The sequence below is a fragment of the Mycobacterium sp. 852002-51152_SCH6134967 genome, assembly GCF_001667105.1.
In the GTDB taxonomy this organism is placed as follows: Bacteria; Actinomycetota; Actinomycetes; order Mycobacteriales; family Mycobacteriaceae; genus Mycobacterium; species Mycobacterium neumannii_A.
The window spans coordinates 69,565-93,988 of the sequence record NZ_LZIK01000011.1; the positions used below are offsets into that span (position 1 = coordinate 69,565).

Below are 24,424 nucleotides of genomic sequence, written 5' to 3' on the forward strand. Positions count from 1 at the left end.
GCGCCACTCGCAGGAAGGATGTGACGATAATCTTGCACGGGTATCGCTGCGGATATGGTTGCGGCACACGGTACCTGGATTCGCAGCGTGCATACCGGCGCGCCTGCCTGCACGCGAACGATTCCCTGACCAACTTCGGCTATAGACCGGAGCAGGCTTCGATCGACCCAGGTATCGGCGCCCCGCGCGCTGCGTCGTAGGACTCGGCACGGGTCACCTGGTCGCCTCGCAGTCATGGCCGAACGTGGGTTACCCGCACACCAGATACCGATTGGGCGTGCGGGTAACCCACGTTCGCGCCTACTGGGGTGCCAGTCGGCGTCATCTACGGTCGAACCATGGACGGAACCTTGACCGTGGTCGCGGATGCAGGCCCAAGCGTCGGAGGTGTGGCGGGGTGGGCGGTGTCGTTGATGGACCGGCTCGGTGGCGTGGGTGCGGGCGCGGCGATCGCCGCGGAGAACATCTTCCCTCCCCTGCCGAGCGAGATCATCTTGCCGTTGGCGGGTTTGACGGCCGCCCGCGGCGAGATGTCGCTGTGGGAAGCCATCGTCTGGACGACGGTGGGCTCCGTGGTGGGTGCGATGGTGCTGTATCTGGTGGGCGCGCGCCTCGGACGTGACCGGGTGCACCGATTGGTCGAGCGGCTTCCGTTCTTCTCCGCCGACGATCTCGCGAAAAGCGAGGCATGGTTTCGTCGCTACGGATCCGTGGCGGTGTTGGTCGGGCGCATGATCCCCGTCGTCCGGAGCCTGGTCTCGGTTCCCGCCGGGATGTACTGCATGCCTCTCGTCCGATTCGTCGCGCTGACGGCCGCGGGCAGCGCGGTATGGAACAGCCTGTTGGTGGTGGCCGGCTTCAAGTTGGGCGACAACTGGGAAACCGTGTCCACCTGGACATCGCGTTACCAGTACGGGGTCCTGGCCGTAGCCGCCGTCCTAATCGCGGTGTGGCTCGCGAGGAAGCGGCCCAGCCGAGCCCGTTAGGTCAAGCCGTCGCCGCGTCCTGTTCGCGTTTGATCTCCAGCGCGATGTCGATCAGCTGGTCCTCCTGGCCGCCGATCAGCTTGCGCTGGCCGGCGCGGTGCAACAGCTGGTGCGCCGGCACGCCGTAACGCTCGGACTGGCGGATCGCGTGCTTGAGGAAGCTCGAGTACACACCGGAATAGCCCATGATCAGCGCGTTGCGGTCCAGCAGGCACTCGGCTGGCATCGCCGGTGCGACGACCTCCTCGGCCGCGTCGGCGATGTCGAAGAAGTCGATGCCGGTCTTGACGCCGATCTTGTCGAACACGCCGATCAGCGCCTCCACCGGCGCGTTACCCGCACCCGCGCCGAACCGGCGGCACGACCCGTCGATCTGCTTGGCGCCCGCGCGCACGGCCTCGATCGAGTTCGCGACACCGAGGCCGAGGTTCTCGTGGCCATGAAAACCGACTTGCGCATCGTCGCCCAACTCCGCCACCAGCGCCGCCACCCGGTCCCGGACGCCTTCGAGCACCAGGGCGCCCGCTGAGTCGACCACGTACACGCACTGGCAGCCGGCATCGGCCATGATGCGCGCTTGCTTGGCGAGCTTCTCCGGCGGGATCGTGTGGCTCATCATCAGGAAGCCGACGGTCTCCAGGCCGAGTTCGCGGGCCAGCCCGAAGTGCTGGATCGAGACGTCGGCCTCGGTGCAGTGGGTGGCGATCCGGCAGATCGAGCCCCCGTTGTTCTGCGCCTCCTTGATGTCCTCCTTCGTCCCCACGCCCGGCAGCATCAGGAACGCGATCTTGGATTCGGTGGCCGTCTCGGCGGCCAGCTTGATCAGCTCCTGCTCGGGGGTCTTGGAGAAGCCGTAGTTGAAGCTCGATCCGCCGAGACCGTCACCGTGGGTCACCTCGATGACCGGCACTCCGGCGGCGTCCAGCGCCGCGACGATCGCGTGCACCTCGTCCTTCGTGAACTGGTGCCGTTTGTGGTGGCTGCCGTCGCGCAGCGACGTGTCCGTCATCCGGACGTCCCAGATCGGGTTGAAGTAGATCTCCTGCGTGCTCATGCCTGGCCTCCTGCCTGCACAGCCAGCGATTCCTTCGCGATTTCCTCGCCGACCTTGGCCGCCGCGGCGGTCATGATGTCCAGGTTTCCAGCGTAGGGCGGCAGGTAGTCGCCCGCACCCTCGACTTCGATGAACGTCGTGACGACGTGCTGACCACCGTTGACCACCGACGGCTCGTCGAACTGCGGTTCGTTGAGCAGCCGGTAGCCGGGCACGTAGGTCTGCACCTCGGCAACCACATCCTTGATCGACTGCGTGATCGCGTCGTGGTCGGCGTCCTCGGGGATCGCGCAGAAGATGGTGTCGCGCATGATCATCGGCGGCTCGGCCGGGTTGAGGATGATGATCGCCTTGCCCCGCTGGGCGCCGCCGATGTTCTGCACACCAGCGCTGGTGGTCTTGGTGAACTCGTCGATGTTGGCGCGCGTGCCCGGGCCGGCCGACGCCGACGACACCGACGCGACGATCTCGGCGTAGGGCACCTCCACCGCGCGAGAAACCGCGTACACGATCGGGATCGTGGCCTGCCCGCCGCAGGTGACCATGTTGACGTTCGGCGCGTCGAGGTGATCGCGCAGGTTGGCCGGCGGGATCACACCGGGGCCGATGGCCGCGGGTGTCAGGTCGATCGCGCGAATCCCCGCGTCGGCGTATTTCGGCGCGGCGTCTCGGTGCACGTAGGCGCTGGTGGCCTCGAAGACCATATCGGGTTTCTCGCTTTGGGCCAGCAGCCAGTCGACCCCTTCGTGTGAGGTCTCCAGCCCGAGCTTGCGGGCGCGTGCCAGGCCCTCGCTCTCCGGGTCGATGCCGATCATCCAGCGCGGTTCCAGCCACTCCGAACGCAGCAGTTTGTACAGCAGATCGGTGCTGATGTTGCCCGACCCGACGATCGCGACGCTTGCTTTAGGCATGACGCTCCTATTCGAAACTCAGATGGACCGAGCCGAGCCCGGCGAAGTCTGCGACGTAATCGGCGCCGGGGGTGGCGTCGAACGCCTTGGTGCACGAGCCGGGTAACACGATGTCACCGGCCTTGAGGCGGACACCGAAGCTGTCGACCTTGCGCGCCAACCACGCCACCGCGGTCACCGGGTTACCCAGCACCGCGTCGCTGCGGCCCTTCGCCACCACCTCGCCGTTGCGGGTCAGCACGGCATCGATCGCGGTGATGTCGATGTCCTTCGGCGAAACCCGGTTCTCGCCCAGCACCCAGCCCGCCGAGGACGCGTTGTCGGCGATGGTGTCGCAGAGTTTGATCTTCCAATCAGTGATGCGGGTGTCGATCAACTCGATGGCGGGTGCGAAGGCGGCCGTCGCTGCCAGGACGTCGTCCTCGGTGCAACCTTCACCGGGCAGATCGTCGGCCAGGATGAATCCAACCTCCACCTCGACGCGGGGATAGAGGTAGTCGGCTGACTTGACGGGGGTTTCCTCGTAGACGGCCATGTCGTCGAGCAGATGTCCGTAGTCGGGTTCGTCGACGTTCATCATCTGCTGCATGGCCTTGGACGACAGCCCGACCTTGTGGCCGATGACCGTCGCGCCTTCGGCGACCCGTTGCCGGATGTTGATCAGCTGGATCTCGTAGGCATCGACGACGTCGATGTCCGGATGGGCGTCGGTCAAGGGCGGGATGGGAACCTGGCTGCGCTCGGCCTGGGCGAGATCGGCGGCGAGCTTCTGCCGCACCTGATCACTGAGCATCCTTATGAAGTCCCCTTGTTCTGTTGACCGGCGCGGTTGTGGGTCGGCCGGGCAATTCTATAACGTGTTCTACATGACTGGTCAGGAGTACGACGTCGTCGTGGTGGGCAGCGGCGCAGCCGGTATGGTCGCCGCGCTCACCGCAGCCCACCAGGGACTTTCCACAGTAGTCGTCGAGAAGGCTCCGCACTACGGTGGTTCCACTGCGCGGTCAGGTGGCGGCGTCTGGATTCCGAACAACGAGGTGCTCAAGCGCGACGGTGTCAAGGACACCCCCGACGCCGCCCGCACGTACCTGCACCACATCATCGGCGACGTCGTCCCCGCCGAGAAGATCGACACCTATCTCGATCGCGGCCCGGAGATGTTGTCCTTCGTGCTCGAGCACTCACCGCTCAAGCTGTGCTGGGTGCCGGGCTACTCCGACTACTACCCCGAGACCCCGGGCGGCAAGCCGACGGGTCGTTCGGTCGAACCGAAGCCCTTCGATGCCAAGAAGCTAGGTCCAGACCTTGCCGGGCTGGAGCCGCCCTACGGCAAGGTCCCGCTGAACGTGGTTGTCATGCAGCAGGATTACGTCCGGCTCAACCAGCTCAAGCGGCACCCGCGCGGTGTGCTGCGCAGCCTCAAGGTCGGCGCGCGCACGATGTGGGCCAAGGCCACCGGCAAGAACCTGGTCGGGATGGGCCGTGCGTTGATCGCGCCGCTGCGCATCGGCCTGCGCGAAGCCGGTGTGCCGGTTCGACTGAACACCGCGCTGACCGACCTCTATGTCGAGGACGGTGTCGTGCGCGGCATCTACGTACGCGATGCCAGCGCACCGGAGTCCGCTGAACCCGAACTGATCCGGGCCCGCCGCGGCGTCATCCTCGGCTCGGGCGGCTTCGAGCACAACGAGCAGATGCGGGTCAAGTACCAGCGTGCCCCGATCACCACCGAATGGACGGTCGGCGCCAAGGCCAACACCGGCGACGGCATCATCGCGGCCGAGAAGTTGGGCGCTGCACTCGATGTCATGGAGGACGCCTGGTGGGGGCCGACGGTGCCGCTGGTCGGCGCCCCGTGGTTCGCGCTGTCAGAACGCAACTCGCCGGGCTCGATCATCGTCAACATGGCGGGCAAACGGTTCATGAACGAGTCGATGCCCTACGTCGAGGCATGCCACCACATGTACGGCGGGCAGTACGGCCAGGGTCCGGGGCCCGGCGAGAACATCCCGGCTTGGCTGGTGTTCGATCAGCAGTACCGCGACCGTTATATCTTCGCCGGTTTGCAACCGGGACAGCGGATTCCGAAGAAGTGGCTGGAATCGGGCGTGATCGTCACGGCGGGCACGCTCGAGGAACTGGCCGAAAAGACCGGCCTGCCGGTCGATGCGTTCAAGGCCACCGTCGAGCGCTTCAACGGCTTCGCGCGCTCGGGCGTGGACGAGGACTTCAGGCGCGGCGAAAGCGCTTACGACCGGTACTACGGCGATCCGACCAACAAGCCCAATCCGAACCTCGGCGAGATCACGCATCCGCCTTACTACGCGGCCAAGATGGTGCCCGGCGACCTTGGTACCAAGGGCGGCGTGGTGACCGACGTGCAGGGCCGTGCTCTGCGCGACGACGGCTCGGTGATCGAGGGACTCTATGCTGCGGGCAACGTCAGCGCTCCGGTGATGGGCCACACCTACCCGGGCCCGGGTGGGACCATCGGCCCGGCGATGACGTTCGGATACCTTGCAGCGCTACACATCGCCGGAAAGGCTTGACGCATGCCCATCAATCTCGACGAGGCGCTCGGCGCCGAGCTTCCCGCGGCCGAGTTTTCCTGGACCAGCAGCGACATTCAGCTCTACCACCTCGGGCTCGGCGCAGGTGACGATCCGATGGACAAGCGCGAGCTGCGCTACCTGACCGACGAAACGCCGCAGGTGCTACCGACATTCGGCAACGTGGCGCAGAGCTTCCACATGACGGACCCACCGACGGTGCAGTTTCCCGGTATCGACATCGAGCTTGCCAAGGTGCTGCACGCCAGCGAAGCGGTATCGGTTCCGGGCCCGATTCCACCGTCCGGGACCGGTATCGCCGTCACGCGCTTCACCGACATCTGGGACAAGGGCAAGGCCGCGGTCATCTGGTCGGAGACCACGGTGACGGCGCCCGACGGCACCCCGTTGTGGACTCAGAAGCGCTCGATCTTCGCGCGCGGCGAAGGCGGTTTCGGCGGCGAGCGGGGACCGTCGGGGTCTTCTGAGCCTCCGCAGCGCGCACCGGACTTCGAGATCGCGATCCCCACGTCGCCGCAGCAGGCGTTGCTGTACCGGATGTGCGGCGATCGCAACCCGCTGCACTCCGACCCCGACTTCGCGGCCGCGGCGGGATTTCCGCGCCCGATCCTGCATGGGTTGTGCACGTACGGCATGACGTGCAAGGCGATGGTCGACACCCTGCTCGACGGTGACACCGCGCGGGTGGGCAGCTACGGTGCGCGGTTCGCCGGTGTGGTGTTCCCCGGCGAGACGCTAAAGGCCAGCGTGTGGAAGGAAGGCGACGGCTTTGTCGCCACCGTGACCGCACCTGAGCGCGACGATGCGGTGGCTCTCGCCGGTGTGGAGCTGACTCCGGCCTAGTGCGTCGCTTTCAATCGCCGCGTGGTGCAGTGCACTTTGCACCATGGTGGACTAAATTTCTCACGGTCGAATCCGCCACGCCTCGCGACAAAATGGCGTCTTTGCCGTTTAGTTCGAATATTCCTGAAACACAACGCCATATGCCTTACGTGCACGAAAGTTCGATTGCTGTCGACGATTAGTTCGGATCGTATTACGAACTGCTTCAACCGATCCGGATTACCCAAACAATTCGCAGCCTGATAGTTTTCTGCGTTGACCATCCCAATTGTCGGACGAGTCAGGAGCACATCATGAAGATCAGCAAGATCAGCAGCATGTTGGCAGCAACCGCGACGGCGGGATTCATCGCGGCACCTTTTGCAGCCGCCGAGCCCGAGGCCACGCCGCCGGCCGGGCCGACAGTTCAGACGCAGACACTCGGAACCCAGGGCAAGTTGGTCGACGGGGCCGTCATCCAGGGCTGGACGATCGCCAACCTCCAGCCCAGCAGCGACGTCATCCCCTTCCCGGTGACCGGCACGCTGTGGGAGGCAACGGCGACAGATCAGGCGATCCAGGGATCGGTGACGCCGATCGTGGCGAATCTGGTTGCCCGGGCCGCTGACGGCCAGACGTACCGCTCGCTGTTCGAAGTGGCCACACCGCAGGGCGTGAACCCCTCGACGTTGGCTCAGGGACAGGAGACGTCCGGCAAGGTCTACTTCGACGTCACCGGCGCGACGCCCGACAGCGTGGTCTACAACGCCGGCGGACAGGATCTGTTGGTGTGGACCAAGCCGGCCACAAGCTCGAGCACGAGCACGTCCTCGCCGTCGACGTCGTACGGCACCGGCAGCACCGCACCCGCGGAGGCACCGGCGACCGAGGCTCCGGAGGGCACCACCGCCGCGCCGGAGGGCACCACCGCCGCACCGGCCGCGACGGGCGCCGAGGCACCCGAGGGCAGCCAGGGCACCCCGATCGCCGAGGGCAGCCAGGGCACTCCGATCGCGCCGGCTGAGGGCACCCCCGCACAACCCGCGCAGGGCGTCCCCGCACAACCTGCGGAGGGCACCCCCGCACAACCCGCGCAGGGCACCCCGGCCCCGGCCGGCACCGAGGGCGTTGCGCAGCCCGCGGGAAGCCAGGGCACCCCGCTGCCCGCAGGTGACCAGGTGCAGACCCCGACCACCTACACCCCGGTCCCGACTCCGTAAGCGGATCGCCTAACCGGTCATACGGTCAGCGTCGTCACGAGTGCGATGACCACCACGCGTACAGCCGTGGAAAGGTCGGGCCATCCGGCCCCGCTCGGACGGCGCTGACCGTCTTTCTCTCCTCGTCGGTCCAGACCACGGTCGGTTGACCGTCCACGAGGCCGCAGTAGAGCTGTCCGCTGACGCTGTCCGGCGTGGCGTTGCGCCGCCACGGTCCCGGCGACTGGATATTGCCGGGGCAATCGACTCTGTTAGCGGCCGAGATCGTCTCGTTGAAGACCTTTTCGAGCCCCATGGTGTCTCCGACGAGGCTGAATGTCGCCGACACCGGGCCGTCGGGATCGTCGTTCTGGGCGCATTTCACCTGCGACAGAACACCTTCGGGTGCCTGCGTCGGTTCACACGCGCCGGCGCGGTAGCCCTTCGGCAGCAGTCGGAGCAGCCGCGCATCGTCCTCGGACGTGGCCGTCGGCTGTGGTCCGCTGGTCGTCGTGGGTTCCTCGGGTCCGGCGGGTTGGACGTTGTCCTCAGAGGGCCGTGCCAACCAGAAGAGCAGCCCGGCGAGCGCGGCGACACCCGCCACGGCGGCACCGAGAGCCAGCGGCTTCACGTTGCGTCGAGGCTGCACCGGGCGCGGGCTGACCGTCAGCGGAGCGTCGAACCGGCGGCCCCAATTGCCCTGACCGGCAGAGAAATCCGGATCATGGTCGTCCGACTGAGGCGGCCTCGGCGAGTTCACACCTCAGAGGGTAATAGGCGGAGCGACCCCAGCCGCACGCCGATCAACCCAGGATCAGCCCGGATGTCGGGACACCGGTACCCGCGGTGACGAGGACGTGCTCGACATTCGGAACCGGATTGACCGATGTCCCCCGCAGCTGGCGAACGCCCTCGGCGATCCCGTTCATGCCGTGGATGTATGCCTCGCCCAACTGGCCGCCGTGGGTGTTGATCGGAAGCCGCCCGCCGATTTCGATCGCCCCGTCCTTGATGAAGTCCTTGGCATCGCCCTTGTCGCAGAACCCGAGCTCTTCCAACTGGATCAGGGTGAACGGGGTGAAATGGTCGTAGAGGATCGCGGTCTGGATGTCCTGCGGCTTGAGCCCCGACTGCGACCACAACTGCCTGCCGACGAGCCCCATCTCGGGCAGTCCCAACTCCGGTCGGTAGTAGCTGGTCATCGAGTACTGGTCCGGGCTGGAACCCTGCGAGGCCGCCTCGATGACCGCAGGGCGGTGTTTGAGGTCCTTGGCCCGCTCGGCGGATGTCACGACCAACGCGACGCCGCCGTCGGTTTCCTGGCAGCAGTCGAGAAGCCGCAGGGGTTCGGCGATCCACCGTGAATTCTGGTGATCCTCGATGGTGATCGGCTTCTCGTAGAAGTACGCCTTGGGGTTTTTTGCGGCGTGTTTGCGGTCCGCGACCGAGATCATGCCGAAGTCCCTGCTGGTCGCGCCCGACTGGTGCATGTAGCGCCGGGCGATCATCGCGACCTGCGCAGCCGGCGTCGACAAACCGTGCGGATAGGAGAACGAGTTGTCGACGCCGGTCGAGTCGGCGTTCTCGACCAGGCGCATCTGCACCTGGCCGAACCGGACACCGGATCTCTCGTTGAACGCGCGGTATGCCACAACGCAATCCGCGACACCAGTCGCTACGGCGATCGCCGCCTGCTGAACGGTCGCGCAGGCAGCGCCACCTCCGTGGTGGATCTTGGAGAAGAACTTCAACTCGCCGATGCCCGTCGCCCGCGCGATCGCGACCTCGGTGTTGGAGTCCATCGTGAAGGTGACCATGCCGTCGACGTCGGCGGGAGTCAGGCCCGCATCGTCGAGCGCGTCCAGCACCGCTTCGGACGCGAGCCGAAGCTCGCTGCGGCCGGAGTTCTTCGAGAAGTCGGTGGCGCCGATGCCGACGATCGCCGCCTTCCCCGACAGTCCACTCGACATCAGGCGTTCCCTCCGATAACGAGTGTGGCGGTGGCGATCACGTGGTCGCCCAGGCTGTTGCTGCCGACAATCTTCAGCGTGATCAGCCCGTCGTCGATCGCGGTCACCTCACCGGAGAACGTCACCGTGTCGTAGGCGTACCACGGCACGCCCAGCCGAAGCGAGATGGATTTGATGACCGCGGTCGGGCCGGCCCAGTCGGTGATGTAGCGCTGCACCAGGCCGGTGTCAGTGAGGATGTTGACGAAGATGTCCTTGCTGCCCTTGGCCTGCGCCTTGTCCCTGTCGTGATGGACATCCTGATAGTCCCGGGTGGCGATGGCCGTCGACACGATGAATGTCGGGTCGCCGTACAGGGCGAGCTCGGGGAGCTTGGTACCGACCTCGACTGCGGGTGCGCTCACGCTGTGCCCTCCTCAACTACGGCGCCCTCCTCAACTACGGCGCCCTCCTCGTCAGGCTCCCACGCGTAGAGCGTCCACGCCGGATCGGAGTCACCTTCGGGGAAGTCGATATACGTTGCGCGAACCGGCATTCCGATCTCCACGGTGGCCGGGTCAACGTTTCGGAGCTGCCCGAGCATCCGCACACCTTCCTCGAGCTCGACAAGGGCGATGACGAACGGCAACGTGCGACCGGGCACCTTCGGCGCGTGGTGCACGACGAAACTGAACACCGTGCCCTTACCGCTGGCGACGACGTAGTCGGTCGGCAGGTCTTTGTCCTGCCAGATCGCGGGTATCGGAGGATGCACCAGCGTGCCGTCGTCGCGCTTCTGGATGCGCAACTCGTGGGCATTGACGCCGTCCCAGAAGAACTTGGTGTCGCGGGACGAGGCCGGCCGCATCATCATGTCCGCGTCCAGATCGTCGGGCACCGGCGCGCCCGCGTCTTTCTCGGCGGGCTTGAATTTCATGATGCGCCAAACCATTTCGGCGACGCCCTCGTCGCCCACCTGCCAGGTGATGAGTTGATTGATGAAGTATCCCTCACCCAGCGCTGTCCGCTTCGGGCCCACAACGTCTGTGATCTCAGCGTGGATGCTGACCTCTTCGCCCGGGCGCAGATACCGGTGGTATGTCTGCTCGCAATTGGTGGCGACCACGCCAACGTAGCCGGCATCGTCGAAGAGTTGCATCATCTTGGTCAGCGGATCATCGTCCGAGCGGCCCTGACCTAGCCCGCCCATCGTCCACACCTGGATCATCGCCGGCGGCGCCACGATGCCGGGGTGGCCCGCGGCCTTGGCCGCTGCCTCGTCGGTGTAGATCGGGTTCCGGTCACCGATGGCGTCGACCCAATGGTGGATCATTGGCTGATTGACCGGATCTCGGCCGGTGCGCGGCTCGCTCTTGCCGTCCGCCTTGATCTTCTCGATGTCCGCCCTCAGGTCGGCGCTCACCGCGGAACCCTCGGCACCTTCAAGCCTGCGGCCGCGATCATCTCCCGCATCACCTCGTTGACACCTCCACCGAACGTGATCACCAGGTTCCGTTTTGTCTGCGAGTCAAGCCATTCCAGCAGTTCGGCGGTCTCCGGCTCGGCGGGGTTGCCGTACTTGCCGACGATCTCCTCGGCCAGGCGCCCGGCGTACTGGATCCGCTCGGTGCCGAACACCTTGGTGGCTGCGGCGTCGGCGACGTCGATGGTCTCCCCCGCCGCGGCGACCTGCCAGTTGAGCAGTTCGTTGATGCGCCACATCGCCTTGAGCTCGCCGAGTGAGCGCTTGACATCGTCGTGATTGATCGGAATGTCGCCGTTGCCACCGGGTTTCGATGCCCACGCGTGCACGTGGTCATACAGGCTGGCGAATCGGCCGGCGGGTCCCAGCATCACGCGCTCGTTGTTCAGCTGGGTGGTGATCAGCTTCCATCCGGCGTTCTCCTCGCCGACGAGCATGTCGGCCGGCACCCGAACGTCGTTGTAGTACGTCGCGTTGGTGTGGTGGGCGCCGTCGGACAGGATCATCGGCGTCCACGAGTATCCGGGGTCCTTGGTGTCGACGATGAGGATCGATATCCCCTTGTGCTTCACGGCTTCCGGATCGGTGCGACACGCCAACCAGATGTAGTCAGCGTCGTGCCCGCCGGTGGTGAACACCTTCTGCCCGTTGACGATGTACTCGTCGCCCTGGCGCACGGCTGTGGTGCGCAGCGAGGCCAGGTCGGTGCCCGCTTCGGGCTCGGTGTAGCCGATCGCGAAGTGAACCTCGCCCGCGAGGATCGCTGGCAGGAACTTCTTCTTCTGCTCTTCGGTGCCGTACTGCTGCAGCGTGGGCCCGACGGTCTGCAGGGTGACGGCCGGAAGCGGTACGTCGGCCCGCTGCGCCTCGTTGACGAAGATCGACTGTTCGATGGGCCCAAAACCCAAGCCGCCGAATTCCTTCGGCCAGCCGACGCCGAGCTTGCCGTCCGAGCCCATCCGTTTGATGACCGTGCGGTACGCCTTGCCGTGGCGATCTTTCTCCATCTCCTTGGCCTCTTCCGGAGAGATGAGACTGGAGAAGTACTCGCGTAGTTCGGCCTGCAACTGCTTCTGTTCGGGCGTCAGTTCGATGAACATTCCTATTTCCCGTCCCCTCGCTCGCCCAGTGCGGCTCCCACCAAGTCGAGCCGGTGTGACGGACCACCCACGAGGCGGGCGAGGTCCTTGATCGAGGAGTAGTAGCGGTCCATCGGGTAGGCGATGTCCATACCCATGCCGCCGTGCAAGTGATGGCAGAGCTGCATCACCGGAGGCGCCTGCGAGGCCAGCCAATATCCGAGGATGTCGATATCGTCGTCAGCGTCGCGGCCCTCGGACAGTCGCCAGGTCACCGAGTTAGCCGCCAATGTCAGTGTGCGCGAGGCGATGTAGACCTCGGCGAGCTGCGCAGCGACGGTCTGGAAGGTCGACAGCGGCTTGCCGAACTGCTCGCGGTTGGCCACGTAGTCGGCGGTGAGCCGCAGCGCGCCGGCGACCAGCCCCGAAGCCAACGCACCGATCGCGGCGAGGGCCAGCTGATTGATCCGTCGCGGCTGCGCACCCTCGAGCGTGCCGTCGACGGCTGCGTCGGTGAACGTCACCGAGTACTCGTCACCGTGGTTGGAGGTCGGCGTCTTCGTCACCACCACGCCGTCGGCCTTCGGCGACACCACCACCACGGCGGTGTCGGCGGTGACGACGAGCCAATCCGCCTGTTGCGCATAGGGAACAGCGACCTTCGTACCGTTGAGCCGGCCATCGGCGAACGTGACCGCGGGCCGATCAGGCAGCGGCGCCCCCGGCTCGTTGAGCGCGGCCGAGAGGACCGCGCCTTCGGCGACCCCGGACAGATAGCGGTCCTGCTGCTCGTCAGTCGCCGATTCGAGAAGGGGCAACAACCCCAGACCCAGCGTGGCCAACGCGGGGCTGATCGTGGCGTGCCTGCCGATCTCGGTGAGCGCGGTGGCCACCTCGGGCAGGCCGACGCCGTCGCCGCCGAGACGCTCGGGAACCGCCAGGGCTGTCACGCCTCCGGACACCAGTGCGTCCCAGCTGTTGTCCCGGGTCAGCACCGAGGTCACCACGTCGGCGACAGCCTGCTGCCCTTCGTCTGGACTGAAGTCCACCCGAATCCTCCTTGATACCGGGAAATTTCGCGGTCGCTACAACTTACGTCGTCAGCTGTTGGTGACCGGGCACTTTCCGGTGTAATCCACCTGCCAGTGCTTGATGCCGTTGAGCCAGCCCGACTTGAGCCGCTCGGGCTCGCCGATCGGCTTGAGATCGGGCATGTGGTCGGCGACCGCGTTGAAGATCAGGTTGATGGTCATCTTCGCCAGGTTCGCGCCGATGCAGTAGTGCGCGCCGGTGCCACCGAAGCCGACGTGCGGATTGGGATCGCGCAGGATGTCGAACTTGTGCGGGTTCTCGAAGACCTCTTCGTCGAAGTTGGCCGAGCGGTAGGACATCACGACCCGCTGCCCCTTCTTGATCTGCACGCCACCCAGCTCGACATCCTCCAACGCGGTGCGCTGGAAGGCCGAAACCGGGGTGGCCCAACGGACGATCTCGTCGGCGGCGGTCTCGGGGCGTTCGCGCTTGTAGAGCTCCCACTGGTCGGGATTCTGCGAGAACGCGATCATCCCGTGGGTGATGGAGTTGCGGGTGGTCTCGTTACCGGCGACCGCGAGCATCACGACGAAGAAGCCGAACTCGTCATCGGAGAGCTTCTCGCCTTCGATGTCGGCCTCGATCAGCTTGGTGACGATGTCTTCGGTCGGGTTCTTGGCCCGCTCCTCGGCCATCTTCATCGCGTACTGGATCAACTCGAACGACGACACCGCAGGATCGACGTCGGCGTACTCGGGGTCTTCGCCGGCGGTCATCTCGTTGGACCAACGGAAGATCTTGTCGCGGTCGTCCTGCGGGACGCCGAGCAGTTCGGCGATGGCCTGCAGCGGAAGTTCGCACGAGACCTGTTCGACGAAGTCGCCGGAGCCCTCGGCCGCGGCGGTCTCGGCGATCTTCTGCGCCCGAGAACGCAGTTCGTCTTCGAGCCGTCCCACGGCGCGGGGCGTGAAGCCGCGCGAGATGATCTTGCGAAGACGGGTGTGCTGCGGTGCGTCCATGTTCAGCAGGACGGCCTTCTGCAGATCGATGGCATCGCGCGTCATGTCCTGCGGCCAGACCGGGATGGCGCCGTCCGGTGAGCTGCCGAAGACGTCGTTGCGCTTCGAGACCTCTTTGACGTCGGCGTGCTTGGTCACCAGCCAGTAACCCTTGTCGCCGAAGCCGCCGGTGCCACCCGGCACGTCGACCCAGTGGATCGGCTCGGACTTGCGTAACTCGGCCAGCTCTTCGACGGGCAGGCGCTCCAGGTTCAGGCTCGCGTCGAGGAAGTCGAAGTCGGCTGGGATATTCGGGCAAGGCATGGGGGAAGCTCCTCCGCAACAGTTATTGCAACATGTTCTAGTGCCAGTAAAACATGCCTTCTGCGCAGATAAAAGGCAGGTCATCAACGCCGCTTGTCAGAGTAATGAAACGTGTTCTAGCCTGACGGAATGGGTAACCCTGTCATCGTCGAAGCCACCCGTAGCCCCATCGGTAAGCGCAACGGCTGGCTGTCCGGTCTACACGCCACCGAGTTGCTCGGCGCCACCCAGAAGGCCCTCGTGGAGAAGGCCGGGATCAACGCCGCTGATGTCGAGCAGGTCGTCGGGGGCTGTGTCACCCAGTACGGCGAACAGTCCAACAACATCACCCGGGTGAGCTGGCTGGTGGCCGGCCTGCCCGAGCACGTCGGCGCGATGACCGTGGACTGCCAGTGCGGCAGCGGCCAGCAGGCCAACGGGCTCATTGCCGGATTGATCGCAGCGGGCGCCATCGACATCGGCATCGCCTGCGGTATCGAGGCGATGAGCCGCGTCGGCCTCGGCGCCAACGCCGGCCCCGACCGCAGCATCCTGCGGCCGGCGTCGTGGGACATCGACCTGCCCGACCAGTTCACCGCCGCCGAGCGGATCGCCAAACGGCGCGGGATCACCCGCGAGGACATCGACCAGTTCGGCTTCGAGTCCCAGCGCAAGGCCAAGCAGGCGTGGGCCGAAGGCCGGTTCGACCGCGAAATCAGCGGCATCGAGGCTCCCGTGCTCGACGAGCAGAAACAGCCCACCAGTGAGCGCCACGTCGTGACGCGCGACCAGGGCCTGCGCGACACCACCCTCGAGGGATTGGCATCGCTGAAGCCGGTACTCGAGGACGGCATCCACACCGCCGGCACCTCGTCGCAGATCTCCGACGGTGCGGCCGCCGTGCTGTGGATGGACAGTGATGTGGCCAAGGCCCACGGGTTGCGCCCGCGGGCGCGCATCGTGAGCCAGGCGCTGGTCGGCGCCGAACCGTACTACCACCTCGACGGGCCGGTTCAGTCGACGGCGAAGGTGCTCGAAAAGGCCGGTATGAAGATGGGCGACATCGACATCGTCGAGATCAACGAGGCCTTCGCCTCGGTCGTCCTGTCGTGGGCCCGGGTACACGAACCCGACATGGACTGCGTCAACGTCAACGGCGGCGCGATCGCGCTCGGCCACCCCGTCGGCAGCACCGGCAGCCGGCTGATCACCACCGCCCTGCACGAGTTGGAGCGCACCGACAAGAGCACCGCGTTGATCACGATGTGTGCCGGCGGTGCGCTGTCCACAGGCACGATCATCGAACGGATCTAGTCGCACCTCTGCCCGAAACCGTCGGACAGAGAGGCAGTTTGCGCGCGCTCAGTCGCGCAGCAGTACCGGTCGCACGCGCGCGTGGATGTGGTGGATCTTTCCGTCGTCAGCCGGAATGAGGAAGGTCTCCTCGGTGCGGGCACCCACGCGCCGACCCGCGATTCGCGGCTTCGTGACGACGGTGAACGTCGCGTGCACTTCGTCGCCGTCGACGCGGAATTCACGATCGACGATCGCCGAGATGATCCGGAACTGTGGCCCGCCATTGAGGCTGCGGCGCAGATGCGCACCCGAGAAGCCGGTCTTGAGACCGTTCTCGATCCTGATGCAGTCCGGCGCGAAGGGGACGTCGTCGCCGCGATGGCTGACCAGCGCATCGATATAGGACTCCGCAGCGGCGATGCGATCGGTGTCAGAGACTGTGCCCATCGATCGAGCATAGGATGGCGGCCATGCCAAAGTCGCGGCCACGCTTCATGGATACGAAGGCTTCGGACTTCTTCGTCAAACAGATGTCGAGGCTCAACACCTTCATGTATCGCCGCAACAACGGGGAAGGGCTCGGCGGCGAGTTCCAGGGCATCCCGGTGGCCCTGCTGACGACCATCGGGCGCAAGAGCGGCCAACCGCGGGTCAGCCCGCTGTACTTTCACCGCGACGGCGACAAGGTCATCGTCGCCGCGTCGAAGGGCGGCAGCGACAAGCACCCGATGTGGTACCTCAACCTCAAGGCCGATCCCCGCGTCCAGGTGCAGATCAAAAGCGAGGTACTCGACCTGACCGCGCGCGACGCGACCGAAGAGGAACGTGCGACATACTGGCCACGACTGGTCGAGATGTACCCGACGTACGAGGATTACCAGTCCTGGACCGACCGCGTGATCCCGTTGGTGGTGTGCGAACCCTGACCGACGACCCGGCCGCTCACGCGCCGTAGACCGGCACGGGGGGACGCGCTTTCCCCAGCAGATCGGCGACCACCGGACCGAGTTCGGCCGGATCCCACCGCGCGCCCTTGTCGACCTGGGGCCCGTGCGCCCAGCCCTCGGCGACCCGGACGATCCCGCCTTCGACCTCGAACATGCGGCCGGTGACATCTTTGGATTCGACGCTTCCCAGCCAGACCACCAGCGGCGAGACGTTCTCGGGCGCCATCGCGTCGAAGTCCTGACCTTGGGTGGCCATCATGTCGGCGAACACGGTCTCGGTCATCCGGGTGCGTGCCGACGGCGCGATCGCGTTGACCGTGACGCCGTAGCGACCCATCTCCGCAGCGGCCACCAGGGTCAGGGCCGCGATTCCCGCCTTCGCGGCGCTGTAATTCGCCTGTCCCACACTGCCTTGCAAGCCGGCGCCCGAGCTCGTGTTGATGATCCGGGCATCGACGGGATTGCCGGCCTTGGACTGCGCGCGCCAGTACGCCCCGGCGTGCCGCATGGTGGCGAAGTGCCCCTTGAGGTGCACGGCGATGACGGCGTCGAACTCCTCTTCGCTGGTGTTCGCGAACATCCGGTCGCGGACGATGCCGGCGTTGTTTACCAAGACATCGAGCCCACCGAACGTGTCGACCGCGGTCTGGATCAGGCCCTCGGCCTGGGTCCAGTCGGCGACGTTGGCACCGTTGGCGACGGCTTCCCCTCCGGCTGCGGTGATTTCGTCGACGACGCTTTGCGCGGCGCTACCACCGCCGGCGGGTGACCCGTCGAGTCCCACACCGATGTCGTTGACCACCACGCGGGCGCCCTCGGCGGCGAACGCGAGAGCGTGTGCGCGACCGATGCCGCCGCCGGACCCCGTCACGATGACCACGCGGCCGTCGAGCAATCCCATATTCGTTGTCTCCCTTGACTATTTGATATCGGCAGTGGTGGTTGCGAGGTAGTGCGGCGGCTCGCCGCCGCCGTGCACTTCAAGCGATGCGCCGCTGATGTATGACGCCGCGTCGGAGGCCAGGAATGCCGCCGCCCAACCCACGTCCGCCGGTTTGGCGAGCCGGCCCAGCGGGACGTTGCGCGAGATCGCCGCGATGGAATCCGCATCGCCGTAGAAGAGTTCGGACTGTTCGGTCTCAACCATCCCGACCACGACCGAGTTGACGCGAACCTTCGGCGCCCACTCGACCGCCAACGTGGAGGTGAGGCTTTCCATGCCGGCTTTGGCCGCCCCGTAGGGTGCGGTGCCCGGCGTGGGCCTGCGCCCGCTCACGCTGGCGATGTTGATGATCGACCCGCCACGTTCCTGCTTCTGCATCCGCGCATTCGCGTGGGTGGACACCGAAAGCGGCCCCAAAAGATTGAGTTCGACGATCTTGCGGCTGAACTTGGCCGACGACTCCGCGGCGAGCACGTACGGCGATCCGCCGGCATTGTTGATCACCACGTCGATACGACCGTGACGCTCAGCGACGGTCTCGACCAGAGCGGCGACCGCGTCGTCGTCACGCACATCGCAGGCGTGGAACTCGTACGGCAGGCCCTCGACTGGCCGGCGGGCGCACGTGACGACGGTGGCGCCCTGATCGGCGAACACGGCGCTGATGCCGGCGCCAACCCCGCGCACACCGCCGGTCACCAGCACCACCCTGCCGTCGAGGCCGAGGTTCATGTCTTGCAGGTCGGTCACTGTGCTAGCGTACCAAGCAAGTGCTTGCTTTCCTACCGGACCCAGGAAGTGCTCGGGAGCTCAGATGACTATCAACTCGACCATCACCGAACCGGGAATCGTCTCGGTCACCGTCGACTACCCGCCGGTCAACGCGATTCCGTCGCGCGGCTGGTTCGAACTCGCCGACGAGATCACCAAGGCGGGAGCCGATCCGGAAACGCATGTCGTGATCCTGCGCGCCACCGGCCGAGGCTTCAACGCCGGTGTCGACATCAAGGAGATGCAGCGCACGGAGGGCTTCACCGCGCTGATCGACGCCAACCGCGGCTGCTATGCGGCGTTCAAGGCGGTCTACGAGTGTGCGGTCCCGGTGGTCGCCGCCGTCAACGGATTCTGCGTCGGGGGCGGCATCGGTTTGGTCGGCAACGCCGACGTCATCGTCGCCTCGGACGACGCGACCTTCGGCCTGCCCGAGGTCGAGCGTGGCGCGCTCGGCGCGGCGACGCACCTGTCGCGTTTGGTGCCCCAGCACATGATGCGCCGGTTGTTCTTCACCGCCGCCACGGTCGATGCGGCGACGCTGCACCACTTCGGCTCGGTGCATGAGGTGGTTCCCCGCGATCAACTCGACGAGGCCGCGCTGCGCGTCGCGCGCGACATCGCCGCCAAGGACACCCGGGTGATCCGGGCGGCCAAGGAGGCGCTGAACTTGATCGACGTACAGAGGGTGAACTCCAGCTACCGCATGGAGCAGGGCTTCACGTTCGAGCTGAACCTCGCAGGCGTGTCAGACGAGCACCGCGACGCATTCGCAGGCACCGACAAGGGATCCAAATGAGCGACAAGAGAACAACTCTCGACGACGCCGTCTCGCAGATTCGCAGTGGGATGACCATCGGAATCGGCGGCTGGGGTTCTCGGCGTAAGCCGATGGCGTTCGTGCGGGCGCTGCTGCGCACTGACGTCACCGACCTCACGGTCGTCACCTACGGCGGGCCCGACCTCGGGCTGCTGTGCTCGGCGGGCAAGGTGAAACGTGCCTACTACGGCTTCGTGTCGCTCGACTCGCCGCCGTTCTACGACCCGTGGTTCGCCAAGGCGCGCACCACCGGCGCGATCGAGGCCCGCGAGATGGACGAGGGCATGCTTCGATGCGGGCTGCAGGCCGCGGCCCAGCGACTGCCGTTTCTCCCGATCCGGGCCGGGCTGGGCAGCGACGTCCGCGCGTTCTGGGGCGACGAGCTGAAGACCGTGCGGTCCCCCTACCCCACCGGCGAGGCCTACGAAGAACTCGTCGCGATGCCCGCGCTCACGTTGGACGCCGCGTTCGTCCACATGAATCTCGGCGACGCTGCGGGCAATGCTGCCTACACCGGCATCGACCCCTACTTCGACGATCTGTACCTGATGGCGGCCGAACGCCGGTTCCTGTCGGTCGAGCAAGTGGTTCCGACCGACGAACTGGTCAAGGCCGTTCCGCCGCAGGCGCTTCTGATCAACCGGATGATGGTCGACACCGTCGTCGAGGCACCCAACGGTGCGCACTTCACGACGGCCGAGCCTGACTACCGTCGCGACGAGAAGTTCCAGCGCCACTACGCCGAAGCGGCGAAATCCGAGGAGTCGTGGCAGGAGTTCGTGCAGACCTATCTGTCCGGCACCGAGGCCGACTACCAGGCTGCGGTGCGCAAGCTGCAGGAGGATCAATGATGTCGGTATCCCGTGCCGAAGTGTGCGCCGTCGCCTGCGCCGAATTGTTCCGCGACGCTGGTGAGATCATGGTCAGCCCGATGACGACCATGGTCTCGATCGGCGCCCGACTGGCCCGGCTGACCTTCTCCCCCGACATCCTGCTGACCGACGGTGAGGCGCGCCTGCTCGCCGACACGCCCGCACTCGGCGCCGCGGGGGCGATCGAAGGTTGGATGCCGTTCGGTCGGGTCTTCGAGACGCTGGCCTGGGGTCGGCGCCATGTGGTCATGGGCGCCAACCAGATCGACCGCTACGGCAACCAGAACCTGTCGGCGTTCGGGCCGCTGCAGCATCCGACCCGCCAGATGTTCGGTGTGCGCGGGGCACCGGGCAACACCATCAACCACGCGACGAGTTACTGGGTGGGCAACCACTCGACGCGCGTGTTCGGTGAATCCGTCGACATCGTCTCCGGTATCGGTTGGGACAAAATCGATCCCGACAACCCGGCGTACCGGTTCGTCAACGTGTACCGGGTGATCACGAACCTCGGTGTGTTCGACTTCAACGGCCCCGATCATCAGATGCGGGCCGTGTCACTGCATCCCGGTATCGAGCCCGAACAGGTCGCCGAGAACACCTCGTTCGAGGTGCACGGGCTGGACTCGGCCGAGCAGACCCGGCTCCCCACCGACGACGAGCAGAGGCTGATCCGCGAGGTGATCGACCCCAAGGGACTGCGGGACAAGGAAATCCGGTGAGCACACCGGGTAAGCCGACACTTCGCACACCGCTGACCGAGCTCATCGGTATCGAACATCCAGTGGTCCAGACCGGCATGGGCTGGGTCGCGGGTGCACGGCTGGTCTCGGCGACGTCGAACGCCGGCGGCCTGGGAATCCTTGCGTCGGCGACCATGACGCTCGAGGAACTGCAGACGGCGGTCACCAAGGTCAAAAGCACCACAGACAAGCCTTTCGGCATCAACATCCGCGCTGACGCGGGAGATGCCGGAGAACGCATCGACCTGTTGATCCGCGAGGGCGTCAAGGTCGCCTCATTCGCCCTGGCACCCAAACCCGATCTGATCGCCAAGCTCAAAGACGCCGGCGTCGTGGTGATTCCGTCGGTCGGCCTGGCCAAGCACGCCAAGAAGGTGGCGGGCTGGGGCGCCGACGCGGTGATCGTGCAGGGCGGTGAAGGCGGCGGCCACACGGGGCCGATCGCGACGACATTGTTGTTGCCGTCGGTGCTGGACACTGTCGAGATCCCGGTCATTGCGGCCGGTGGCTTCTTCGACGGCCGCGGGCTGGCGGCGGCGCTGTCCTACGGCGCGGCCGGAGTCGCGATGGGCACCCGATTCCTGCTGACGTCGGACTCCACGGTGCCGGATGCGGTCAAGCGCCGCTACCTGGAATCGGGCTTGGACGGCACCGTCGTATCGACCCGTGTCGACGGGATGCCGCACCGCGTGCTGCGCACCGGCCTGGTCGAGAAGCTGGAGAGCGGATCACGACTTCGGGGATTCTCCGCGGCCGTCCGAAACGCGCAGAAGTTCAAGAAGATGTCGGGTATGACATGGCGGTCGATGATCCGCGACGGCCTGGTGATGCGGCACGGCAAGGAGTTGACCTGGTCGCAGGTGGTCATGGCCGCCAACACCCCGATGTTGCTCAAAGCCGGTTTGGTCGAGGGCAATACGGACGCGGGGGTACTGGCCTCCGGCCAGGTCGCAGGCATCCTGGACGATCTGCCGTCGTGTGCGGAACTGATCGAGACGATCGTTGCCGATGCGGTCAAGCACCTGCGACAGGCCAGCGGCTACATCGAGTGAAGGATATCACTTAATTCTGTGATAGTGAAGCTATAATCTTCATGTGTCAGCACTGAAGCGGTCCCCTTCACCGCGCTCGCGCGCCACATTGATCGGCGACGTGATCGGCTCACGCCACGTGGCCGATCGCGCCGCCACGCATCGTGCACTCGATAAGGCGCTCGTCGACGCCACCGGCGACGCCATCGACGCACCCGCATTCACGGTCGGTGATGAGTTCCAGGGCAGCTATCGAACGGTCGGCGCGGCGATCGAAGCGGCGTTCGTCATTCGGCTGGCCGTCGCGCCCGGGATCGACGTTCGATTCGGTGTCGGCTGGGGTTCAGTGACCGTATTGGATGCGGCTTCCGGGATCCAGGACGGGCCGGGGTGGTGGGCTGCCCGCGAAGCGATCGAGTGGACCGCCTCCGCGCAACGCCAACCGGGGCTGGCCTTGGTGCGCACGTCGTTTCGGGCCGAAGGCGAGAGCCGCCGCGACCTCGACGCGATCAACGCCGCGCTGCTGTGTCGGGACCATCTGATTGGATCGCTCGATGACCGCTCATTGAGGATTGTGAAGGGACTGTTGACTGGCAAGACCAAGAAGGACATCGCGGCGGACGAGGGCATAAGCGCGTCGGCGGTATCCCAACGCGCGGGCCGCGACGGGTTGGACCTCATCCTGCTCGCGGCGCAGTATCTGCGGGACGTGCCATGAGCGCGGTCGCGGTGCTGCTGATCGCGATCGGTGTCGCCGATGTCCTTCGGCGGCTCGTCGATCGCGTGTGGCTATCCGCCGCGGCGGCACCCCTGGTCGTGATCGGTTGCGCGGCGATGGCCGGGTTGTGGCGGCGGGGCGACATCGTGCTGCTCGTCGTGGCGGCGGTGGCCGGCGTCGGCTGGGTGGTGCTGAGCGCGCGAGCCGAACGCACCGGACGCCGACAGATCGCCCCGCTGGTCGTGTTCGGCGGTGCGCTCGGGGTGCTGATCCTGCTCTCGGGCTGGGGTTCGGAGGTGGCAGGTGTGGCGGCGCGGTGGCCGGACTGGGTCGGCATCGCGGTGTCCCCCGACCGGCTCTTGATGATCGTCGGTGTGATGCTGATGCAACTCGTAACCGGGAATCAGTTGGTGCGCTTGGTGCTTGGCTCTGTCGGCTCGGTCAAACCGACGGGCGAGCCGCAGGCCTCGGACCGGTTGAAGGGCGGGCGGCTCCTCGGTCCGATGGAGCGGGTGCTCATCCTCGGGCTGGGCCTGGCAGGCCAGCTCGCCGCGGCCACGGCCGTCGTCGCCGCCAAGAGCATCATCCGATTCCCGGAGATCAACGCTCAGAAGGCACGCGAAAACGGAGGAATCGGAATCGACGAAGTGACCGAGTACTTCCTCGTCGGCAGCTTCGCCAGCTGGATCGTCGCGCTCGGCGGCCTGGCTCTCGCGCACTGAACAGTAAGCCTTTCGATTCGCCCGTAATCCGGCCCCACGTTTCCTACACTCGCGCCCATGAAGACCAACGCCGCCGTTCTGTGGGGACTCAACGAGCCGTGGAGCATCGAGGAGATCGACCTCGATGGCCCAAAGGAGGGCGAGGTCCTCATCTCCTTCGAGGCCACCGGGCTGTGCCACTCGGACCACCATGTCGTCACGGGTGATTTCGCCGATGTGCCGCTGCCGATCATCGGTGGCCACGAGGGCGCGGGCGTCGTCGTGGAAGTCGGTCCCGGCGTGCGCGACCTCAACGTCGGTGACCACGTCGTCACGTCGTTCCTGCCGGCGTGCGGACGCTGCCGTTGGTGCGCCAGCGGACATCAGAACCTGTGTGACCTCGGCGCGCTGATCCTGATTGGCCTGCAGGCCGACGGCACATACCGACGCAAGGTCCGCGGTCAGGACGTCGGCGTCTTGTCGGGCATCGGCAGCTTCTCGCAGTTCGGCACGCTGTCGGAGGCATCGGTCGTCAAGATCGACGACGATCTGCCACTGGCCCGGGCCTGCCTGTTGGGCTGCGGGGTGATGACGGGGTGGGGTTCGGCCGTCAACACCGCAGACGTCAGCCCGGGTGACACGGTCGTGATCATCGGGTGCGGCGGGATCGGCAGCGGCGCAATTCAAGGTGCGCGGCTGGCCGGAGCGGAACACATCGTGGTCGTCGACCTCGTAGAGAGCAAGCGGGAGAAAGCTTTCGGGTTCGGCGCCACCCACTTCGTGACCTCCATGCCGGAGGCGATGGAACTGGTCGCCGAGCTCACCCGCGGCGTGATGGCCGACTCCGCGCTGCTGACCATGGGCGTGCTCGAAGGGCGGATGATCGACGAAGCGCTCAACATCATCCGCAAGGGCGGTGCGGTTGTGATGACGGCGATCGCGTCGATGGCCGACGTCACGCCGACGCTGTCGATGGCGATGATGACGCTGTTCCAGAAGCGCCTGCTGGGCAGCCTCTACGGCGAGGCCAATCCGCGCGCCGACATCCCGCGGCTCCTCAACCTCTACCGCGACGGCAAGCTTCTGCTCGACGAAACCGTCACTGCCGAATACAAACTCAACGACATCAACGAGGGTTACGACGACATGCTCGCGGGGCGCAACATCCGCGGCGTGATCATCCACGACCACTGACG

At 66.0% G+C, this 24,424-nt stretch carries 26 protein-coding genes; 13 read left to right on the forward strand and 13 right to left on the reverse strand.

What is annotated here, in order from left to right; all coding sequences use genetic code 11:
* Positions 1-338 precede the first annotated feature (338 nt).
* The gene (locus tag A5790_RS02165; protein ID WP_066841099.1) at positions 339-986 is read left to right on the forward strand and encodes a DedA family protein; all 648 of its coding nucleotides are present in this window, start codon (positions 339-341) and stop codon (positions 984-986) included.
* A 1-nt stretch (position 987) separates the two neighbouring features.
* Here A5790_RS02165 and dmpG read toward each other — a convergent pair whose 3' ends face one another.
* The 3 genes from dmpG to A5790_RS02180 are packed head-to-tail and all read right to left on the reverse strand — an operon-like array spanning position 988 to position 3,744.
* On the reverse strand, positions 988-2,040 hold the full coding sequence (gene dmpG / locus A5790_RS02170) for a 4-hydroxy-2-oxovalerate aldolase (protein ID WP_066841102.1): 1,053 nt from the start codon (positions 2,038-2,040) through the stop codon (positions 988-990).
* Positions 2,037-2,951, reverse strand: a complete 915-nt coding sequence (locus A5790_RS02175) for an acetaldehyde dehydrogenase (acetylating) (RefSeq protein WP_066841104.1) — start codon at positions 2,949-2,951, stop codon at positions 2,037-2,039. Before A5790_RS02175 ends, dmpG begins: the two co-directional genes overlap by 4 nt.
* Before the next feature lie 7 nt (positions 2,952-2,958).
* Positions 2,959-3,744, reverse strand: a complete 786-nt coding sequence (locus A5790_RS02180) for a 2-keto-4-pentenoate hydratase (protein ID WP_066841107.1) — start codon at positions 3,742-3,744, stop codon at positions 2,959-2,961.
* Between the two features lie 73 nt (positions 3,745-3,817).
* Between A5790_RS02180 and kstD the strand changes: the two genes are divergently transcribed.
* The 3 genes from kstD (at position 3,818) to A5790_RS02195 (ending at position 7,563) form a co-directional block, all read left to right on the forward strand.
* Positions 3,818-5,500, forward strand: a complete 1,683-nt coding sequence (kstD, locus tag A5790_RS02185) for a 3-oxosteroid 1-dehydrogenase (protein WP_066841246.1) — start codon at positions 3,818-3,820, stop codon at positions 5,498-5,500.
* 3 nt (positions 5,501-5,503) lie between these two features.
* Entirely contained in the window at positions 5,504-6,364 is an 861-nt protein-coding gene (locus tag A5790_RS02190) for a MaoC family dehydratase (RefSeq protein ID WP_066841110.1), read from the forward strand.
* Positions 6,365-6,657: 293 nt separating this feature from the next.
* Complete coding sequence (locus A5790_RS02195; protein WP_066841112.1) at positions 6,658-7,563, forward strand: MPT63 family protein; 906 nt, start codon at positions 6,658-6,660, stop codon at positions 7,561-7,563.
* Positions 7,564-7,597: 34 nt separating this feature from the next.
* Here A5790_RS02195 and A5790_RS02200 read toward each other — a convergent pair whose 3' ends face one another.
* Genes A5790_RS02200 through A5790_RS02230 form a run of 7 tightly spaced genes read right to left on the reverse strand, consistent with a single transcriptional unit; the run spans position 7,598 to position 14,407 of the window.
* The gene (locus tag A5790_RS02200) at positions 7,598-8,302 is read right to left on the reverse strand and encodes a hypothetical protein (RefSeq protein WP_082961539.1); all 705 of its coding nucleotides are present in this window, start codon (positions 8,300-8,302) and stop codon (positions 7,598-7,600) included.
* Positions 8,303-8,345: 43 nt separating this feature from the next.
* Entirely contained in the window at positions 8,346-9,512 is a 1,167-nt protein-coding gene (locus tag A5790_RS02205; RefSeq protein ID WP_066841114.1) for a lipid-transfer protein, read from the reverse strand.
* Entirely contained in the window at positions 9,512-9,916 is a 405-nt protein-coding gene (locus tag A5790_RS02210) for a MaoC family dehydratase (protein ID WP_066841116.1), read from the reverse strand. Before A5790_RS02210 ends, A5790_RS02205 begins: the two co-directional genes overlap by 1 nt.
* Positions 9,913-10,914: a bifunctional MaoC family dehydratase N-terminal/OB-fold nucleic acid binding domain-containing protein gene (locus A5790_RS02215; protein ID WP_066841118.1), complete on the reverse strand. Its 1,002-nt coding sequence runs from the start codon at positions 10,912-10,914 to the stop codon at positions 9,913-9,915. Before A5790_RS02215 ends, A5790_RS02210 begins: the two co-directional genes overlap by 4 nt.
* A complete protein-coding gene (fadE29, locus tag A5790_RS02220) occupies positions 10,911-12,074 on the reverse strand; it encodes an acyl-CoA dehydrogenase FadE29 (protein ID WP_064419329.1) in 1,164 nt (387 codons plus the stop codon). Before fadE29 ends, A5790_RS02215 begins: the two co-directional genes overlap by 4 nt.
* A gap of 2 nt (positions 12,075-12,076) precedes the next feature.
* Positions 12,077-13,102, reverse strand: a complete 1,026-nt coding sequence (locus A5790_RS02225; RefSeq protein WP_066841121.1) for an acyl-CoA dehydrogenase family protein — start codon at positions 13,100-13,102, stop codon at positions 12,077-12,079.
* Positions 13,103-13,153: 51 nt separating this feature from the next.
* Positions 13,154-14,407 carry a cytochrome P450 gene (locus tag A5790_RS02230; RefSeq protein WP_064399222.1) on the reverse strand — a complete coding sequence of 418 codons (1,254 nt, stop codon included), beginning with the start codon at positions 14,405-14,407 and terminating at the stop codon, positions 13,154-13,156.
* 129 nt (positions 14,408-14,536) lie between these two features.
* Between A5790_RS02230 and A5790_RS02235 the strand changes: the two genes are divergently transcribed.
* Positions 14,537-15,700: a steroid 3-ketoacyl-CoA thiolase gene (locus A5790_RS02235; protein ID WP_066841123.1), complete on the forward strand. Its 1,164-nt coding sequence runs from the start codon at positions 14,537-14,539 to the stop codon at positions 15,698-15,700.
* A 48-nt stretch (positions 15,701-15,748) separates the two neighbouring features.
* Here A5790_RS02235 and A5790_RS02240 read toward each other — a convergent pair whose 3' ends face one another.
* Entirely contained in the window at positions 15,749-16,129 is a 381-nt protein-coding gene (locus A5790_RS02240) for a hypothetical protein (protein WP_066841124.1), read from the reverse strand.
* Between the two features lie 23 nt (positions 16,130-16,152).
* Here A5790_RS02240 and A5790_RS02245 point away from each other — a divergent pair, with 23 nt between their 5' ends.
* The gene (locus tag A5790_RS02245) at positions 16,153-16,608 is read left to right on the forward strand and encodes a nitroreductase family deazaflavin-dependent oxidoreductase (RefSeq protein WP_066841250.1); all 456 of its coding nucleotides are present in this window, start codon (positions 16,153-16,155) and stop codon (positions 16,606-16,608) included.
* Between the two features lie 16 nt (positions 16,609-16,624).
* On the opposite strand, the gene A5790_RS02250 is transcribed toward A5790_RS02245, so the two are convergent.
* Together A5790_RS02250 and A5790_RS02255 are read right to left on the reverse strand one after the other, a co-directional pair.
* Positions 16,625-17,530: an SDR family oxidoreductase gene (locus tag A5790_RS02250; protein WP_066841127.1), complete on the reverse strand. Its 906-nt coding sequence runs from the start codon at positions 17,528-17,530 to the stop codon at positions 16,625-16,627.
* 18 nt (positions 17,531-17,548) lie between these two features.
* Positions 17,549-18,304, reverse strand: a complete 756-nt coding sequence (locus A5790_RS02255; protein WP_066841252.1) for an SDR family oxidoreductase — start codon at positions 18,302-18,304, stop codon at positions 17,549-17,551.
* Between the two features lie 82 nt (positions 18,305-18,386).
* Between A5790_RS02255 and echA20 the strand changes: the two genes are divergently transcribed.
* The 7 genes from echA20 to A5790_RS02290 are packed head-to-tail and all read left to right on the forward strand — an operon-like array spanning position 18,387 to position 24,422.
* Positions 18,387-19,142 carry a (7aS)-7a-methyl-1,5-dioxo-2,3,5,6,7,7a-hexahydro-1H-indene-carboxyl-CoA hydrolase gene (gene echA20, locus A5790_RS02260; RefSeq protein ID WP_066841129.1) on the forward strand — a complete coding sequence of 252 codons (756 nt, stop codon included), beginning with the start codon at positions 18,387-18,389 and terminating at the stop codon, positions 19,140-19,142.
* Complete coding sequence (ipdA, locus tag A5790_RS02265) at positions 19,139-20,014, forward strand: cholesterol ring-cleaving hydrolase subunit IpdA (RefSeq protein ID WP_066841131.1); 876 nt, start codon at positions 19,139-19,141, stop codon at positions 20,012-20,014. The genes echA20 and ipdA overlap by 4 nt, the downstream gene beginning before the upstream one ends.
* On the forward strand, positions 20,011-20,757 hold the full coding sequence (gene ipdB / locus A5790_RS02270; RefSeq protein ID WP_064419314.1) for a cholesterol ring-cleaving hydrolase subunit IpdB: 747 nt from the start codon (positions 20,011-20,013) through the stop codon (positions 20,755-20,757). Before ipdA ends, ipdB begins: the two co-directional genes overlap by 4 nt.
* Positions 20,754-21,830 carry a (3aS,4S,5R,7aS)-5-hydroxy-7a-methyl-1-oxo-octahydro-1H-indene-4-carboxyl-CoA dehydrogenase gene (gene ipdC / locus A5790_RS02275; RefSeq protein ID WP_066841133.1) on the forward strand — a complete coding sequence of 359 codons (1,077 nt, stop codon included), beginning with the start codon at positions 20,754-20,756 and terminating at the stop codon, positions 21,828-21,830. The genes ipdB and ipdC overlap by 4 nt, the downstream gene beginning before the upstream one ends.
* Before the next feature lie 43 nt (positions 21,831-21,873).
* On the forward strand, positions 21,874-22,527 hold the full coding sequence (locus A5790_RS02280; protein ID WP_156656282.1) for a SatD family protein: 654 nt from the start codon (positions 21,874-21,876) through the stop codon (positions 22,525-22,527).
* Positions 22,524-23,249, forward strand: a complete 726-nt coding sequence (locus A5790_RS02285) for a hypothetical protein (RefSeq protein ID WP_066841135.1) — start codon at positions 22,524-22,526, stop codon at positions 23,247-23,249. Before A5790_RS02280 ends, A5790_RS02285 begins: the two co-directional genes overlap by 4 nt.
* A 57-nt stretch (positions 23,250-23,306) precedes the next feature.
* Positions 23,307-24,422: an NDMA-dependent alcohol dehydrogenase gene (locus A5790_RS02290; RefSeq protein WP_066841136.1), complete on the forward strand. Its 1,116-nt coding sequence runs from the start codon at positions 23,307-23,309 to the stop codon at positions 24,420-24,422.
* The last annotated feature ends 2 nt before the right edge of the window (positions 24,423-24,424 follow it).